Source organism: Pseudonocardia sp. KRD291, assembly GCF_019263595.1.
Lineage (GTDB): Bacteria > Actinomycetota > Actinomycetes > Mycobacteriales > Pseudonocardiaceae > Pseudonocardia.
The window spans coordinates 16,953-32,261 of sequence record NZ_JADQDD010000009.1; the positions used below are offsets into that span (position 1 = coordinate 16,953).

The following is a 15,309-nucleotide window of genomic DNA, read 5'->3' on the forward strand; positions in this document are numbered from 1 at the left end:
TCCCTGGACCGGCACGCTGCCGGAGTCAAACGCCCATACCACCTGAATCAGACAGCAATAAGGTTAGCTACCGTCTCCCGGGCGCCCCGAACCGGCCACCCCGGTCAGGGTCACAGCGAGCCGGAAGGACGTGTCAGGCGATGTTGATGGACGCGCGTCGGGCGCTGCCCGGCTCCTCGTTCGATGCCGAGGTCTGCGTGATCGGCAGCGGCCCGGCGGGGGCGACCGTGGCGGCCGAGCTGGCCGACCGCGGGCTGCGGGTCATCGTGCTGGAGGGCGGCGGCGCGGGCCGGGACCGCACCGCGGAGGACACGTACCGCGGGGTGGCCGGCGAGGGCGCGCACGACCCGCTCGAGACGGTCCGCCAGAAGCGCCTCGGCGGGACGAGCGCGGTGTGGGGTGGACGCTGCGCCCCGCTCGACGACGTCGACTTCACCGAGCGCGAGTGGCTCCCGGACACCCGCTGGCCGATCCCGCACGATGAGCTGCGCCGCTACTACGGCCGGGCCCAGCGTCACCTCGACGCCGGGGACTGCGAGTACTCCGCGGCCGCGTCCGGTTTCCCGGAGGTCCCGTCCGACGTCGCGGCGGACGCCGCGGGGACCGAGGTGCTCCGCTGGGACGACCTGTGGCGCTGGAGCCCCCCGACGGCGTTCGCCCCGCGGATGCGCGCGCTCGCCGGGACCGGCCGGATCCGGTTGTTCACCCACGCCACCGTCGCGCGGCTCGATCGCGACCCGGTCAGCGGGGCGGCCACCGAGGCCGTCGTCGTGCCCCGCCGCGGCCAGGAGGTCCGCGTCCGTGCGCGCGAGTTCGTGCTGGCCGCAGGCGGTCTGGAGTCGACCCGGATCCTGCTGGCCTCGGACGGCTACGGCGGCAGCGGGCTGGGCGCGGGCATCGGCAACGCCTACGACCAGGTCGGACGGCACTACATGACGCACCCGGTCGGTGAGGTCGGGCGCCTGGGGCTCACCGCAGCCGGACGGGCGCTCGGCCTGGGCTACGCGGTCACCCCGGAGGGCGTCTACGCCCGGCGGATGCTCTCGCTGGCTCCGTCGGTGCAGGCCGAGCAGGGCCTGGGCAACCTCAAGGCGGCGGTCTGGTTCGCCGACCCGAAGGACCCCTCGCACCACGACGCGCTGCTCTCGACGTTCGCGCTCACCTACTGGGGCATGGGCCGGGCCCGGGCCGGGTTCAAGTCGGCCGGCACGCACGCCCAGTACACGTCCACGACCGGGATCTCCCGGCACGTCCGCAACGTGGCAGGCGACCCCGCCCGGGTCGTCCGGTTCGCCCGGGGCTGGGCCCGGCCCCGGCTGACCGGCGCGCGGCACCTGCCCTCGTTCATGCCGCTCGACTCGAGCCGCTGCCGGCTGCGCTTCGACGCCGAGCAGACCCCGTCCGCGGCCAACCGGGTCACCCTGGACCGCGAACGCGACGCGCTGGGGCAGTGCCGGCTGCGGGTGGACTACGCGGTGTCCCCCGGCGACCGGCAGAGCATCGCCACGTCGCTGACACTGATCGGCAAGGAGCTCGAGCGCACCGGCCTGGCCACCGTCGACCTCTCCGACGTCGAGCGGGTCGGGGACGCGCCGATGACCGACGGCACCCATCAGATGGGCCTGCTGCGGATGTCGGACTCGCCGCGCGAGGGCGTCGTCGACGCCCAGTGCCGGGTGCACGGCAGCCCCAACGTGCACGTCGCGAGCAGTGCGGTGTTCCCGTCGTCCGGGGCGGTCGGGCCGACGCTGGCCTTGGTCGCGATGGCCTGCCGCACCGCCGACGGGATCAGCTGAGCGCTCGTCCCGTCGGGGGTGCCCCGCGAGGCAGCGTCAGGCCCCGACGTTGTCCGGGGCGGACTTGCGACCCACCGCGCGGCCGACGAAGAACCCGATCGCGAGCCCGACCAGCGCTCCGACGATGAAGATCCCGGCCAGGAAGCCGAAGACGGCCTTGCCCAGCTTCTGCAGGAACCCGGCCGCCTCGGTGTGCTGGGCGGCGTCCGCGAGCACCGCGTGCGAGGCGTGCGCGTCGGCGTACTGGGCGAGCAGCGGGCCGTGGTCGGCGACGAGCGTCATCAACATGGCCGACACCCTCGCACAGCTCCCGGCACCCTGCGCTCCGGTGTCCGTGCTGGTCAGGAGGCCGACCCGGACGGATGACCCAGGTCCGGACGATCCGGACAGCGGATCTCCACAGCGGATCTCCACAGGGGATCTTCACAGCGGATCGGTACGGGGGTCGGGCTCACTGCCGGGCGCGCAGCACCGTGACCGGGATGCCGGCCTCGGTCGCCCGGTCCAGCGCGGCCCAGAGCTCCCCGAGCGGCAGCGGCCGCGTGCGGGTGCGGGTGATCACGGCGGTGGCCGGGGTCGGGACGAACGGGTAGGTGCCCGACAGCGCACTGACCGTGGCCTGCATGCGTGCCGCCTCCTCGGCGAGGCGTTCGACGTCGCGCGAGGGCAGCACGAGCAGGAACTCCTCGCGTCCCACCCGCACCGCCCGGTCGGCCGGGCCGGTGCGCTGGCGCAGGATCCGCGCGACCGACTGCAGGATCGCCAGCTCGGCGCGGAACCCGAAGCGGTGCCGGACGCCCGCCAGTTCGTGCACGCGCAGCAGCACCAGGCCCAGCGGCAGGGTCCCGGTGGCCGACCGGTCGGTCCAGCGGTCCAGGAACGCCCGGGTCGCCAGCCCGCTGCGCGGGTCGCGCTCGGCGCCGGGGGAGACGTCGTCGAGCTGGTCGGCGATGTGGTCGGCGCGCCGGCGCTCCTCCGAGAGGAGGGTCAGCAGCACGGTCGTCGCCGCGTCGTGGCGGGTGTCGGTCTCGGTCCCCGGGATCGCGACGACGCGGCCGAGCACCTCGTCGAGCGCGCCGTTCTGCCCGGCGGTCATCCGCGAGCCCATCGTGGTGCGCAGCCGCATCAGCTCGGTGTAGGCGTCGCCGCGACGGAACGACCACCGCCCGGAGAACAGCCGCCCGCGCTCGAGCGACCGTGCCGCGCCGTCGACCTGCTCCAGGTCGCGGGCGACGAGCGTGGCCCCGGAACGGGGGGAGAGCACGGTGACGCTCCACTCCCGCGCCAGCGGGTCGTCCTCGCCCAGCAACACGTGCGAGACGCCCGGTGGCAGGCGCGGCGGTACGTCCCCGACGAGACCGATCACCGTCACCTCCGCCACCCGGGCGATCCGGGCGTAGAGATCGGCCTCCCGCTCGAAGTAGGACGGGCGCTGGAACATCGCGACCACGGCCAGCGGGGCGTCCCGGGCGGAGGCGAGAGCGAACTCCTCGATCGCGTGCGACGTCGCGACGAGGAGCGGCTTGGTCACTGTGCGTAGCGAGGTGCCGGACGGGGCGAGACCGCGCGCCGGGTCACAGTCACGCAGCATGTGGGCCCCCTCGGCGGTCGGCGCCCCCTCGTGCTGCTCACCTGGGTGGCGGTACGGATCTCCCTGTTGAACACAGAGTGTGCCCGACGGGCGTCCGCTGCGCCCACCTACGGGTGGTCATCGGGTCCTCCGGTGTCCGCGCGGGACCGGCCGTGGACCGGAGACCCCGCAGTGCCTGCCCTCCTCGACCGGAGCGGCGGCGCGAGGCGCCCGCGGTGTGCGCAGCAAGGTCGCCGAGAGCGCGGCGCCGCCGAGGAGCAGGCCCGCGGCCACCGTCATCGCGGTCCGGAACCCGGCGCCGAACGCGACCGGGTCGGTGTAGTCGTCGCCGGCGATCCCGGCCAGCGCCGGGACCAGGGCCACGGCGAGCAGCCCGGCGGCGCGGGCGACGGCGTTGTTCACCCCGGAGGCGACGCCGGCGTGCCGGTCGTCCGCGGCGTCGAGGACGGCGGTGGTCAGCGGGGCCACCGCCCCGGACAGCCCGAGGCCGAACACGACCACGGCCGGCAGCACGTCGAGCAGGTAGGAGGAACCCGGGCCGATCCGGGTCATCAGCCCGATCCCGGCCGCGGCCACGAGCAACCCGACGGTCATCGGGATCCGCGGCCCGATCCGGGCGCCGAGCGCGCCCATCCGGGCCGAGAGCAGCAGCATCAGCGCCGTGACCGGCAGCAGCGCGGTCCCGGCGGCGAGCGGGCTGAACCCGGACACCACCTGCAGCTGCAGCACCAGCAGCACGAACAGCAGCCCGAGCGCGGCGTACATCAGCAGCGTGATCACGTTCGCGGCGGTGAACCGTGGGTTCGCGAACAGGTCACCCGGCACCAGCGGCGCCGGTGCGCGCCGCTCGACGAGAGCGAACGCCACCAGCGCGGCGACACCGGCCAGCCCCGACACGAGCACCCCCACGCTCGCGCCGTCGGTCCCGGCCGCGGTCAGCGACCAGGTCAGCGCACCCAGCCCGGCGACCGCGAGCACGGTGCCGGGGACGTCGAGGTGGGTCGCGGCGCTCTCGTCGCGCGACTCCGGGACGTGGCGCAGCGCGACCAGGACCACGACCGCGGCCAGTGGCAGGTTGATCAGGAACACCGCCCGCCAGTTCCACTCCACCAGCCAGCCGCCGACGAACGGCCCGAGCGCCCCGGCCACCCCGCCGAGGCCGGACCAGGCCCCGATTGCGGCCGCCCGGTCGCGCCCGTGGAACGACGCCGAGATCAGCGCCAGGCTCCCCGGGGTCAGCAGCGCCCCGCCGACACCCTGCAGCGCCCGCGCCGCCACGAGCACCTCGATCGAGGGGGCCAGCCCGCAGAGCAGCGACGCGACGGCGAACCACACGGCCCCGGTCAGGAACACCCGCCGCCGCCCGAACCGGTCGCCCAGCGAGCCGCCGAGCAGGATCAGCCCGGCCAGCGTCAGGGTGTAGGCGTTGATCGTCCACTGCAGACCGGCGAACGAGGCGTCGAAGTCGGCGCCGATCCGGGACAGGGCGATGTTGACCACGGTCGAGTCCAGCATCGCCATCCCGGACCCGAGCACGCAGGCGAGCAGCACCCACCGTCCGGCGGGCGTACCCAGGCGCATGCCCGCGCTGCCCGCGGGGCCGTCACCGGACGGTTCGGTCACATCGGCCATGGCGAGAGTCTCCTCGCCCGGGGTGCCCGACACACGACCGAGGCCGGCTCCGCATCCCGGCAGGCCGGAATGTCGTGTACGTCACAATCATGTTGAGTGTGCCGTGACGGCACGGTCTCTGCTGCTCCTACCGCCGGAGTACCCCGCCCCGGAACCGACCAGGGAGCTCGAGAACACGACATGAGTGACGAACAGCAGGGCAACGCCGACCACCAGCCGCCGTCCGGTGCCTCGACGACGGGCACGTGGAACGGCGTCGACTACACCGCGACGGCGGCGTGGGCGGTGCTGCGGAAGAAGGAGAAGCCGGCGGCGGAGATGTTCTCGGTCTCCTACGTCGCGAGCTCGCCCGGTACGGACCGGCCGGTGACCTTCGTGTTCAACGGCGGTCCGGGGGCGTCGTCGGCGTACCTGCACATCGGACTGGTCGGCCCGCAGCGCGTCGAGCTGCCCGCGGACGGGACGGTCCCGCCGATGCCGCCGCGGATGGTGCACAACGAGGAGTCGTGGCTCGGGTTCACCGATCTCGTGTTCATCGACCCGATCGGCACCGGCTTCAGCCGGGTGATCGAAACGGCCGACACGGCCGACGACAAGACCGACAAGACCGACCCGGGGGAGTACTTCGGCGTCACCCGCGACCTCGAGGCGATCTGCGAGTTCATGGGCCGCTGGCTCTCGGACAACGGCCGCTGGGGCTCGGCGGTGTTCATCGCCGGTGAGAGCTACGGCGGCTACCGCACCGCGCGCCTGACCCGGATGCTGCACGAGACGACCGGGATCGGCCTGAGCGGTGCGCTGCTCATCTCGCCGGCACTGGAGTTCGGCGGGCTCACCGCGCTGATGGGCCGGGGGGACTACGAGGTGCTGCCGTGGGTCGACATCCTGCCGACGATGGCGCTCACGGCCGTGCACCACGGGCGCTCGCGGGCGTTCGCGCCCGGCACCGCGGTGGCCGACGTCCGGCGCGGGGCGGAGGAGTTCGCGACGGGCGACTACGCGGTGTTCCTGACCCGCGGCGCCGCGATGCCGGCCGACGAGCGTGAGCGCGTGCTCGCCCGGCTGGCGGACCTGATCGGTCTCGAGCCGGAGTTCGTGGCGCGCGCCGAGGGCCGTGTCCGCGTCGACCAGTTCGCCCGGGAGCTGCTGCGCGACGAGCGGAAGGTGCTGGGGCGTTACGACGGGACGGTCACGACCGCGGACCCGTACCCGGACCGCTCGATGTTCGAGGGCGCCGACCCGACGCTGAGCTCGATCAAGTCCGCGTACACGATGGCGGTCAACCAGCACCTGCGCTCGACGATCGGGGTCGAGACCGACCGCGAGTACTCGCTGCTCAACCTCGACGTCGTGCTGGGGTGGAAGGACGACGCGAGCGTCATCTACAACCTGCCGGTGCAGGGCGCCACCGACGACCTCCGGTACGGGATGGCGGTGAACCCGCACATGCGGACGTTCATCACGCACGGCCGCTACGACCTCGTCACCCCCTACTACACCTCCGACCGGCTGCGGAACCTGATGCGCCTCGACCCGGGCGTCGCGGACCGGTTGACCGTCCGCCACTTCGAGGGCGGGCACATGTTCTACGCGTGGCAGGAGAGCCGGCGGGCCTTCACCTCCGCGGTGGCCGGGTTCGTGGCCGAGGCCGCGGGACCGCGCTGACCGGGCGCTGCGCCCGAGGCCCATCATCACGACTGCGGCAGGGAGACTTCAGTTGTACGACACGATCGTGATCGGGGCGGGGTCCGCGGGTGCGGCCGTCGCCTCCCGGCTCACCGAGGACGAGCACCGACGCGTGCTGGTGCTCGAGGCGGGGCCCGACTACCGCTCCGCCGACGCGTCCGAGGGCCTGCGGAGCATCGAGCCGGGCAGGATCAGGCTGGCGATCGAGCTGGCGAACTCGCACACCTTCCCGAACCTGCAGGCCACGAGGTCGAGAGTGCAGGGCCCGATGACCTACGTCCGGGGACGCGGAGTGGGCGGGAGCTCGGCGATCAACGGGCTGTTCGCGATCCGTCCGACCGTGGACGACCTCGACGGCTGGGCGGCCCGCGGCTGCACCGGGTGGGGCTACGACGACGTGCTGCCCCTGCTGAACACGCTCGAGAACGACCAGGACTTCGCCGGCGAGGCCTACCACGGCGCCGATGGCCCGACACCGGTGATCCGGCCGCGCCGCGAGGACTTCGCGACGGTCGAGTCGGCCCTCGACGGCATCACCGAGCGCATGGGCCACCCGTGGGCGCCGGACCACAACGCGCCCGGCTCGACCGGCGTCTCGCCGTACGCGTTCACCAGCTTCGGGCGGTACCGGGTCTCGACCAACGACGCGTACCTCGAACCGGCCCGCGACCGTCCCGGCCTGGAGGTCGTGGGCGACGCGCTGGTCGACCGGATCCTGTTCTCCGGCCACCGGGCGGTCGGGGTGAGCGCGGTCGTCGGCGGGGAGCGGACCGAGTTCCGGGCGGCCGAGATCGTGCTCTGCGCCGGAGCGATCCACTCACCGGCGGTCCTGCAGCGCTCCGGCGTCGGCCCGGCTGCGGACCTGCGGGAGCTGGGCATCGACCCGGTCGCCGACCTCCCGGTCGGGCACGGTCTGCAGGACCACCCCGGGATCACGATGGTGCTCGCGATGGACGAGCCGCCGGACTTCGGGACCCGGCCGCAACGCGGGCAGCTGTGCCTGCGCTTCACCACCGGCGTCGGCGACGAGACCAACGACGCGATGATCGCGACGCCGGGCGCGCTCGGCATCGGCGTCCCGGCCGCCGGGATCATCGGCTGGGGCAACCGGGTCACCTCGACCGGGCGGGTCCGGCTGGCCGGCACCGATCCCACCCTCGACCCGAGGGTCGACTTCAACATGCTCTCCGACCCCGACGACATGCGCCGCTTCCGCGCCGTCGTCGACGAGCTGCGCTCCTTCGCCGCACAGCCGGAGCTGCGCAAGATCGCCGCCGCGATCATGCTCGGCGGGGACATGGTCGATCCCGCCACGACGATGTCGGACCGCGAGTTCGCCGAGTTCGCCCTGGCCAACGTCATCGACACGGTGCACGCGAGCGGGTCCTGCCGGATGGGTGACCCGGGCGACCCGGACGTCGTCGTCGACCCGCACGGCCGCGTCCTGGGCCTCGACGGGCTGCGGGTCGCCGACGCGAGCGTCTTCCCGTGGGTGACGCGGGCGAACACCAACCTCACCGCGATCCTCGTCGGCGAGAAGATCGCGCAGTCGATACGTCAGGGGGACGACGCCTGACGTATCGGCCCGGGGACGCCGCGGTCAGCGTGGTTCGAGGTGCCCGAACCGGTGCCGGGTGCGGCTGATCGCCTGCTCGCGCAGCACGGTCAGCAGCTCGCGGCGTCCGTCGAGAAGGACGGCGGAGTCCAGGACGGACGCCCCGGCCCCGGCCGCGGCCACCCGCAGCTCGTCCGGCACCGCGCCCAGCGCCCGGATCCGCTCACCCGGCTCAGGGGTCAGGTCCGGTCCGCGGTGCACGGCACCGGGCAGTGCCCCGTCCGGGACACCGGGCCCGTGCAGGCGCACCGGGACCCCGGCGCTCGCCGCGGCGAGCAGCACCCGCAGCACGTCCGCCCGGCGCGCCCCGTCCCCGGCCCACAGGGTCAGCGACGGCAACGGCCGGTAGCGGAACACGTTGCTCTCCGCGGCCAGCCCGGTCGGGTCGTGCTCGACGGAGAACTCGGCGCGCCAGGCGGCGGCGTCGGACGCGGCGGCCCGGCGCAGCCGGTCCCGGTCCGCCGGGTCCAGGTCGGCGGCCGCGGCGAGCACCCGGTCGGCTGCCGGGCCGGACGCGGCTTCCTCTCCGGCCGGTGCGGCCGGGGCGTCGTGCCAGGTGCCGAACTGGGCCACGTAGTTGGGCCCGCCGGGCTTCGCGCCCGGGCCCAGCACCGAGCCGTTCCAGCCGCCGAACGACTGGCGCGCCACGATCGCGCCGGTGATGTGCCGGTTGACGTAGGCATTGCCGACCTCGACCCGGTCGAGCCAGTGGGCGATCTCGTCCTCGTCGAGGGATGCGATGCCGCCGGTGAGGCCGTAGCCGGTGCCGTTCTGCCAGTCGATGGCCTGGTCGAGGTCGCGGGCGGCCATCAGCCCGACTACCGGCCCGAAGCACTCCGTGCGGTGGAACCAGGACCCCGGCGAGACCCACGCGCGCACTCCCGGGCTCCACAGCCGCTCGCCGAGCCGCCGCGGGCGCACCAGCCACCGCTCACCCGGCTCCAGGGTGGTCAGCGCGCGGTGCAGCTTCTCCGGCGGCTCGTCGATCAGCGGGCCCATCGTGGCCGCCAGGTCGGTGCCGGGGCCGACCTGCAGCGACCGGACGGCGTCGACGAGCTGGCGCCGCAGCCGCCGTCCGGTCGCGGAGCCGGTCGCGGCCGGCCCGACCAGGATCGCCAGTGACGCCGCCGAGCACTTCTGGCCGGCGTGCCCGAACGCGGAGCGGACGAGGTCGGCGACGGCCAGGTCCGGGTCGGCGGCCGGGGTGATCACCAGCGCGTTCTTGCCGCTGGTCTCGGCGACCAGGTTCAGGTCGGGGCGCCAGGACCGGAACAGCGCCGCCGTCTCCGACGCCCCGGTCAGCACCACCCGGTCGATCTCCGGGTGGGTGACGAGCCGGCGTCCGGCGTCGGCCTCGTCGGTGGGCAGCAGCTGCAGCGCGTCGCGGGGGATCCCGCCGCGGTGCAGCGCCGCCACCCCGGCCTCGGCGCAGGCCTGCACCTGGGGCGCGGGCTTGAGCAGCACCGGCGCGCCGGCCGCGAGCGCGGCCAGGGCGCCACCCAGCGGGATCGCGACCGGGAAGTTCCACGGCGGCGCGACCGCGACGACCCGGCCCGGGGTGAACGGGGCGCCGTCGAGCTCGGTCGCGCGCTCGGCGTAGTACGCGGCGAAGTCGATCGCCTCGGAGATCTCCGGGTCGGCCTCGGCGACCGTCTTGCCGCCCTCGGCGATCATCACCGCGAGCAGGGTGCCGCGGGCGGCGGCCAGCGCACGGGCGGCCCGGCGCAGGACCGCGGCCCGCTCCGCGGCCGGGACGTCGCGCCAGCCGGACCCGGCCGCCCGGCGCACGGCCGCGTCGACCTCGGCCGGGTCGGTGACGACCGCGGTCCGACGGACGGCCACGCCCGGCCCGCTCCCTCCGGTCGCCACCGCGGCCTCGGCCGCCCGGCGCGCCCACACCCGGTTGGCCGGCAGCGACGGGTCGGTGTCGGGCTCGTTGCCGAACCCCGGCGGGACCGGGCCCTCGGGCATCGGCCCGTCCGCGCCGACCGGCGCCTGCACCGTCCGGTCCTGGGTGCGGTGCGGGGTGTCGGCGACGGCGTCGCGGTCCCGGACCGAGGCCAGGAACCGGTCCAGGTAGGACGACGGCCCGGCGTCCGGCGCGAACAGCGTGTAGAGGTAGCCCTCCGGTGACGCGTTCTCCTCCAGCCGCCGGACCAGGTAGGACACCGCGGTGTCGAAGTCGCCGCGGTGCACGACCGGGGTGTAGAGCACCAGCTTCGAGCCCGGCCCGGACTCCGGGAGGTCCCCGGCGACGGCCCGGGCGAACGCGGGCGCCATGCCCTGCAGCATCTCCAGGTCGAGCTGCCCGCGCGCGCCGCGTGCCTGCGCCAGCTCCAGCGCGAGCGCGACGTGGTGCAGGTGGTGCGAGGCGACACCGAGCCGCAGCGCGTGCCGCCCGTCGACCGCGGCGCCGCCAGGAACCCGGTGCCCGCCGATCGCGCGGTCGAGCAGCCGGACGTAGTTGGCGTCGACCTCGGCCTTCGTCGCGTACGGAGCCTGCGGCCAGTCGTGCACACCCGCGTCGACCCGCTCCATCGCCAGGTTGGCGCCCTTGACCAGTCGGACCTTGACCGGCGCGCCACCGTCGGCGGCGCGGCGCGCGGCGAACCGGCCGAGCTCGTCCAGGGCGGCGACCGAGTCCGGCAGGTAGGCCTGCAGCACGATCCCGGCCGGGAGGTCGCGGAACTCCGGACGCGAGAGCAGCGCGGTGAACAGCGCGACGGTCAGGTGCAGGTCCTTGTACTCCTCCATGTCCAGGTTCACGAAGACGCCGTGCTCGCGGGCCGCGCGGTAGAGCGGCAGCAGACGCTCCACGAGCCGGTCCCGGTTCCCCTCCAGGTCCCACGGCACCAGCTGCGACGCCACCGAGGAGGCCTTCACCGACACGTGGTCGACGCCCGGGCGGCGCAGCAGCGCGATCGTGCGCGCCAGGCGGCGGTCCGCCTCGCCCTCGCCGAGCACCGCCTCACCGAGCAGGTTGAGGTTGAGCCGGTGCCCCTGCGCCGCGGCGGCGTCGAGGCGCCGCGCCAGTGCGCGCCCGCCGGCGTCGACGATCAGGTGGCCGACCAGGCTGCGCAGCCGGGCCCTCGCCGCCGGGACGACGACGTGCGGCAGCATCGGCGCGAGACGGCCCCCGGCCCGCAGGAGCAGCCGATCGAGGCCGCCGACGAACGACGGCAGGTCCGCGCCGGCACCGGCGAGGCGGGCCAGCTCGCGGGCGGCGACCCGGTCGTCGGCGGGCCGGGCGACCCGGTCGACGAACCGCATCGTGAAGTCCACCCCGGCCGGGTCGTGCATCAGCGCCGCGAGCCGCGCCGTCGGGTCCCGGTCCGCGCGGCCCGCGTCGCCTGCGGGATCGGAGCCGGTCTGCTCGGTCCACCGGCGCACGCGCTCGACGACGGAGGGGACGAGGTCGTCGGGCACAGTGCTCCCTGCGGTGGCGGAGCTCCCGGCGGTGGCGGACGACGTGGCGCGCTCGGTCATGAAGCAAGCATCCTCACCCACGCGGGGTCCGTCTTGTCTTCGTCCGACGCGCCCCCCGTGGCCGTGTTACCAGGCCCGGCCGTGCGGCAGGCTCACGGTGTGGATGCCTTCTCGGACCGGGGCGCGGCGGTGCTGGTCGATCTGTTCGGTGAGCTGACCGGCGTCATGTTCTGCGCCAAGGACCTCAGCGGCTGCTACACCGCCGTCAACGACGCGTTCGCCCGGCGGGCCGGTGAGCGCAGCAGCAGCGGCGTCGTGGGCAAGCGGGCGGTCGACCTGTTCGTCCCCGCACTGGCCCAGCGCTACGAGGAGCAGGACGCCGCGGTCATCGCGCACGGCAGGCCGCTGCGGCACGAGCTCGAGCTCATCCGCCGTTTCAACGGCACCCCCGGCTGGTACCTGACGGCGAAGTTCCCGCTGCACGACTCCGCCGGTGCGGTCGCCGGGGTGGTGAGCGTGTCCGAGGACATGCGCAGCGCGCTCGAGTCCGACCCGGCGATGCCGGCACTCAACCGCGTGGTCGACCTCGTCGGCGCGCGCGTGTCCAGCCCGCCCCGGCTCCCGGAGATGGCGGCGGCCGCGGGGTGCTCACCGACCGTCCTGGAGCGGCGCATGCGCCGGGTCTTCGGCCTGGCCCCGAGCCAGTTCGTCCTGAAGACGCGCATCGACCACGCCCGCACGCTGCTCGCGGAGTCGGCCATGACCCTGGCCGAGATCGCCCAGGAGTGCGGCTTCCACGACCAGCCTGCGTTCACCCGCCAGTTCGCCCGCCTGGCCGGTGAGACCCCGGGCCAGTACCGCCGCCGTCTGCGGTGAGCCACCGGATCCTCCGGTGTCAGCGTCCGGCGCCGAGCAGGACTCCCGTGACCAGCAGCAGTGCGCAGATCACCAGATGGACGGCACGGTGTTCGGCGAGGATCGCGATGAACTCGCGGATCGTGGCGCTGGGCCAGTAGTAGCGGGCCGTGGCCGCCCCGAGGACCTGGCCGTTCAGTCCGGCTCGTCGCGCCATGAGTGCGGCGCGGAAGACGTGGTAGTCGTTCGTGACCACCACGCAGCGGTGGTCGGGCGCGTGCCGGGCCATGATCGTCCTGCTGTAGCGGAGGTTCTCCAGTGTCGTGGTGGACAGCGTCTCCCGGAGGATCGATTCCGGTGGCACGCCGTGCGCGGCGAGGTAGTCGGCCATGGCCTCGGCTTCGGCGACCGGCTCGTCGGCTCCCTTGCCGCCGGAGGTGAGCAGGACGGGGGCGCCGCCCTCGCGGATCGCCTCGTCCCGTAGCGACATCGCCTTGTGCAGCCGTGCGGCGAGCAGGGGCGGGACCTGTCCCCTGATCAGCCCGGATCCGAGTACGACGACGAAGTCGATGCCGGGCCGGGCGGCGATCCGGGCGTACACGACGGCGTAGAGCAGGAAGCTGCAGAACAGGAACCCGAGGTAGACCGCGACGAGCAGGACGGCGATCGTGATCGGCCCGATGATGCGGTCGTTCGTGGAGTAGACGAACACCAGGAGGGACAGGACGACGAGACAGGCGAGCCCGGCGAGCAACGACAGGAGGTTCGCCGGGCGCCTGCCCTCTCTGCGGATCATCGTGACGCCGTTGACCAGGAGGAAGCCCGTGAGCACGATCACCGCGAGCAGCGCGGTGAGAGCACCGAGGACCGTGACGACATCGAGCACCCCGACCTCGAAGCGTGACACGTCGCCGAGCAGCCCGAGACCGAGGCACACGAGCGCCAGCCCGAGCAGTACCGCGTTGCGGAAGCGCCGACGCTCACGGACCGTGCCGATCACGAAGGCCAGGACGAACAGTGCGGAGAAGGCGTAGAGGAGATGCATGCGCTCACCCGGAGCCGACGGCGCGGTGCAGGGACCGGGAGCGGAACATCCAACCCGCCGCCGCGGCGAGGACGAGGTACACGACGACGTAGACGACGTTCGCCACCGAGGCGCCGGTGTCGAGCGGGCCTTCCGCGGCGCTGCCGGCGGATGCGATCGACGGGATCGCGTTCCAGGTCGTGTGGAACGCACACGACGCCCACAACCCGCCCCCGGACAGCGCGATGAACGCCAGCAGTAGCCCGAGCGCGACCGCGGTCGCCACACCGGCCACGACGCCGAGCGCGGGGCGGCGTACCCGGAAACCGAGGTCGGCGACGCCGTGTGCGGTCCGCAGCCGTAGCCACACCGCCGGCGCGACCGCCGGGGGTGCGAAGGCCACGACGTTCGACAGGGCCAGCGCCGGCCAGCCCGCATCCGGCAGGCCGAGCACCGCGTTCACGCCGAGCCACAGGCCCTGGCCGGTGGCGAGGAGCGCGACGACGAGAACGGTCGCGCCCGACACCCGTGGCCACCGACCCGCGGCGCGATCCTGCGAACCGGACTGCACCGGCGCACCTCCCCGATCCGTCCGAGTCGACCGTCCGAACCGGACAGTCCTGTCTAGGCGATCTTTGGGAACATAGCCGGGACCGACGCCCGGGCCGGGCGGACGACACCTGGACGAGGGACAGGGCTCACCCGGTCCAGCGCTCGCGCACAGCGTCCGGGCCCCGAGCCCGGCGCGCTCGGGCCGGCTGCCGCATCGGCGCGGGCGACCACCAGCTGACGGTGCGCAACACCCACTCCGCCGGGCCGTAGCGGAACCGGGTCGTCCACCATCGGCCGGCCAGGACCTGCCCCACCACGATCACGCAGGCCAGGACCAGTGCCACCCCGTAGCTGTCACCGTCGGCGAGCCCGAGCGGGCCGGTGGCGGCGGCGACCACGAGCGTCGCGGACAGGTAGTTGGTCAGGGACAGTCGTCCCAGCGGTGCGAGCACACCGGACAGAACGGCCCCGAGACGGCCGTGGAGCAGCAGGACCAGACCCGCACAGTAGGTGACGGCGAGCGCTAGGCCTGCGATCGCGGAGACGCGGCTGAACCCGCTGTTCGCGATGTCGCCCACCTGCAGGACGAGCAGCGGGACGGTGAGCGCCACCGCGCCGACGAGCACGAGCGTCCACCGCCACCGGACCGGCCGGTCCAGCGCAGCGGGTAGCCCGTAGCGCGCCGACGCCAGGCCCAGCAGAAACAGTCCGGGAACGAGCCCGAGTCCCGCGATGCCCGCGACGAGCGGCACCGCGGTACCGGCCAGCCCGCCGAGCAGGACCACCACGCGCGGCAGCCAGGTTGCCGGGAGCAGTACCACGAGACCGACGAGTGCGTAGGGCAGCAATGCTTCCCCGGGCTGCAGCAGCTGGTGTGCTGCTCCGATCACCCCGAGGGTCAGCAGCCGCCTGAGCAGGACCACCCTCGGACGCTCCGTGCGCCCGACCGCCCGATCGACGATCAGCGCGGTGCTCAGGCCGAACAGGAACGAGAACAACGGGAAGAAGCGCTCCTGGACCAGGAGGTCGAGCCACTGGTCGGCGGCTCCCCGCCGTGGGCGTCATCGCGGCGATCGACGGGAGGTTGACCAGCAGGATCCCGCACAGTGCGACACCGCGCAGGGCGTCCAGC

The 15,309-nt window shown here is 74.1% G+C and carries 11 protein-coding genes; 4 read left to right on the top strand and 7 right to left on the bottom strand.

The window, feature by feature from the left end:
- The first annotated feature begins 140 nt into the window (after positions 1–140).
- Entirely contained in the window at positions 141–1,796 is a 1,656-nt protein-coding gene (locus tag I4I78_RS02860) for an FAD-dependent oxidoreductase (RefSeq protein WP_218609588.1), read from the top strand.
- Between the two features lie 36 nt (positions 1,797–1,832).
- Here the strand turns inward: I4I78_RS02860 and I4I78_RS02865 are convergent, their stop codons facing one another.
- From I4I78_RS02865 to I4I78_RS02875, 3 genes are all read right to left on the bottom strand, one after another.
- Complete coding sequence (locus tag I4I78_RS02865) at positions 1,833–2,084, bottom strand: hypothetical protein (RefSeq protein ID WP_218609589.1); 252 nt, start codon at positions 2,082–2,084, stop codon at positions 1,833–1,835.
- Positions 2,085–2,247: 163 nt separating this feature from the next.
- Positions 2,248–3,387, bottom strand: a complete 1,140-nt coding sequence (locus I4I78_RS02870) for a DICT sensory domain-containing protein (RefSeq protein WP_218609590.1) — start codon at positions 3,385–3,387, stop codon at positions 2,248–2,250.
- 117 nt (positions 3,388–3,504) lie between these two features.
- Positions 3,505–5,019, bottom strand: a complete 1,515-nt coding sequence (locus I4I78_RS02875; RefSeq protein ID WP_218609591.1) for a DHA2 family efflux MFS transporter permease subunit — start codon at positions 5,017–5,019, stop codon at positions 3,505–3,507.
- A 180-nt stretch (positions 5,020–5,199) separates the two neighbouring features.
- Between I4I78_RS02875 and I4I78_RS02880 the strand changes: the two genes are divergently transcribed.
- Entirely contained in the window at positions 5,200–6,684 is a 1,485-nt protein-coding gene (locus I4I78_RS02880) for a S10 family peptidase (RefSeq protein ID WP_218609592.1), read from the top strand.
- Positions 6,685–6,736: 52 nt separating this feature from the next.
- Positions 6,737–8,281, top strand: coding sequence for a GMC family oxidoreductase (locus I4I78_RS02885; protein ID WP_226378985.1), 1,545 nt, complete (start codon positions 6,737–6,739; stop codon positions 8,279–8,281).
- 24 nt (positions 8,282–8,305) lie between these two features.
- Here the strand turns inward: I4I78_RS02885 and I4I78_RS02890 are convergent, their stop codons facing one another.
- Positions 8,306–11,806: a bifunctional proline dehydrogenase/L-glutamate gamma-semialdehyde dehydrogenase gene (locus I4I78_RS02890; protein ID WP_218609593.1), complete on the bottom strand. Its 3,501-nt coding sequence runs from the start codon at positions 11,804–11,806 to the stop codon at positions 8,306–8,308.
- 99 nt (positions 11,807–11,905) lie between these two features.
- Between I4I78_RS02890 and I4I78_RS02895 the strand changes: the two genes are divergently transcribed.
- Positions 11,906–12,622 carry an AraC family transcriptional regulator gene (locus I4I78_RS02895; protein WP_308251865.1) on the top strand — a complete coding sequence of 239 codons (717 nt, stop codon included), beginning with the start codon at positions 11,906–11,908 and terminating at the stop codon, positions 12,620–12,622.
- Positions 12,623–12,641: 19 nt separating this feature from the next.
- Here I4I78_RS02895 and I4I78_RS02900 read toward each other — a convergent pair whose 3' ends face one another.
- From I4I78_RS02900 to I4I78_RS02910, 3 genes are all read right to left on the bottom strand, one after another.
- Positions 12,642–13,646, bottom strand: coding sequence for a YdcF family protein (locus I4I78_RS02900; protein WP_218609594.1), 1,005 nt, complete (start codon positions 13,644–13,646; stop codon positions 12,642–12,644).
- 4 nt (positions 13,647–13,650) lie between these two features.
- Positions 13,651–14,151, bottom strand: a complete 501-nt coding sequence (locus I4I78_RS02905) for a hypothetical protein (protein ID WP_218609595.1) — start codon at positions 14,149–14,151, stop codon at positions 13,651–13,653.
- Between the two features lie 172 nt (positions 14,152–14,323).
- Entirely contained in the window at positions 14,324–15,175 is an 852-nt protein-coding gene (locus I4I78_RS02910; protein WP_218609596.1) for a DUF418 domain-containing protein, read from the bottom strand.
- Positions 15,176–15,309 lie beyond the last annotated feature (134 nt).

What these genes read in the sequence shown, in the direction of transcription:
- I4I78_RS02865 (WP_218609589.1), bottom strand. Translation starts at nt 2,084, where the DNA reads ATGTTGATGACGCTCGTCGCCGACCACGGCCCGCTGCTCGCCCAGTAC.
- I4I78_RS02880 (WP_218609592.1), top strand. Translation starts at nt 5,200, where the DNA reads ATGAGTGACGAACAGCAGGGCAACGCCGACCACCAGCCGCCGTCCGGT.
- I4I78_RS02890 (WP_218609593.1), bottom strand. Translation starts at nt 11,806, where the DNA reads ATGACCGAGCGCGCCACGTCGTCCGCCACCGCCGGGAGCTCCGCCACC.
- I4I78_RS02900 (WP_218609594.1), bottom strand. Translation starts at nt 13,646, where the DNA reads ATGCATCTCCTCTACGCCTTCTCCGCACTGTTCGTCCTGGCCTTCGTG.
- I4I78_RS02870 (WP_218609590.1), bottom strand. Translation starts at nt 3,387, where the DNA reads ATGCTGCGTGACTGTGACCCGGCGCGCGGTCTCGCCCCGTCCGGCACC.
- I4I78_RS02860 (WP_218609588.1), top strand. Translation starts at nt 141, where the DNA reads ATGTTGATGGACGCGCGTCGGGCGCTGCCCGGCTCCTCGTTCGATGCC.
- I4I78_RS02875 (WP_218609591.1), bottom strand. Translation starts at nt 5,019, where the DNA reads ATGGCCGATGTGACCGAACCGTCCGGTGACGGCCCCGCGGGCAGCGCG.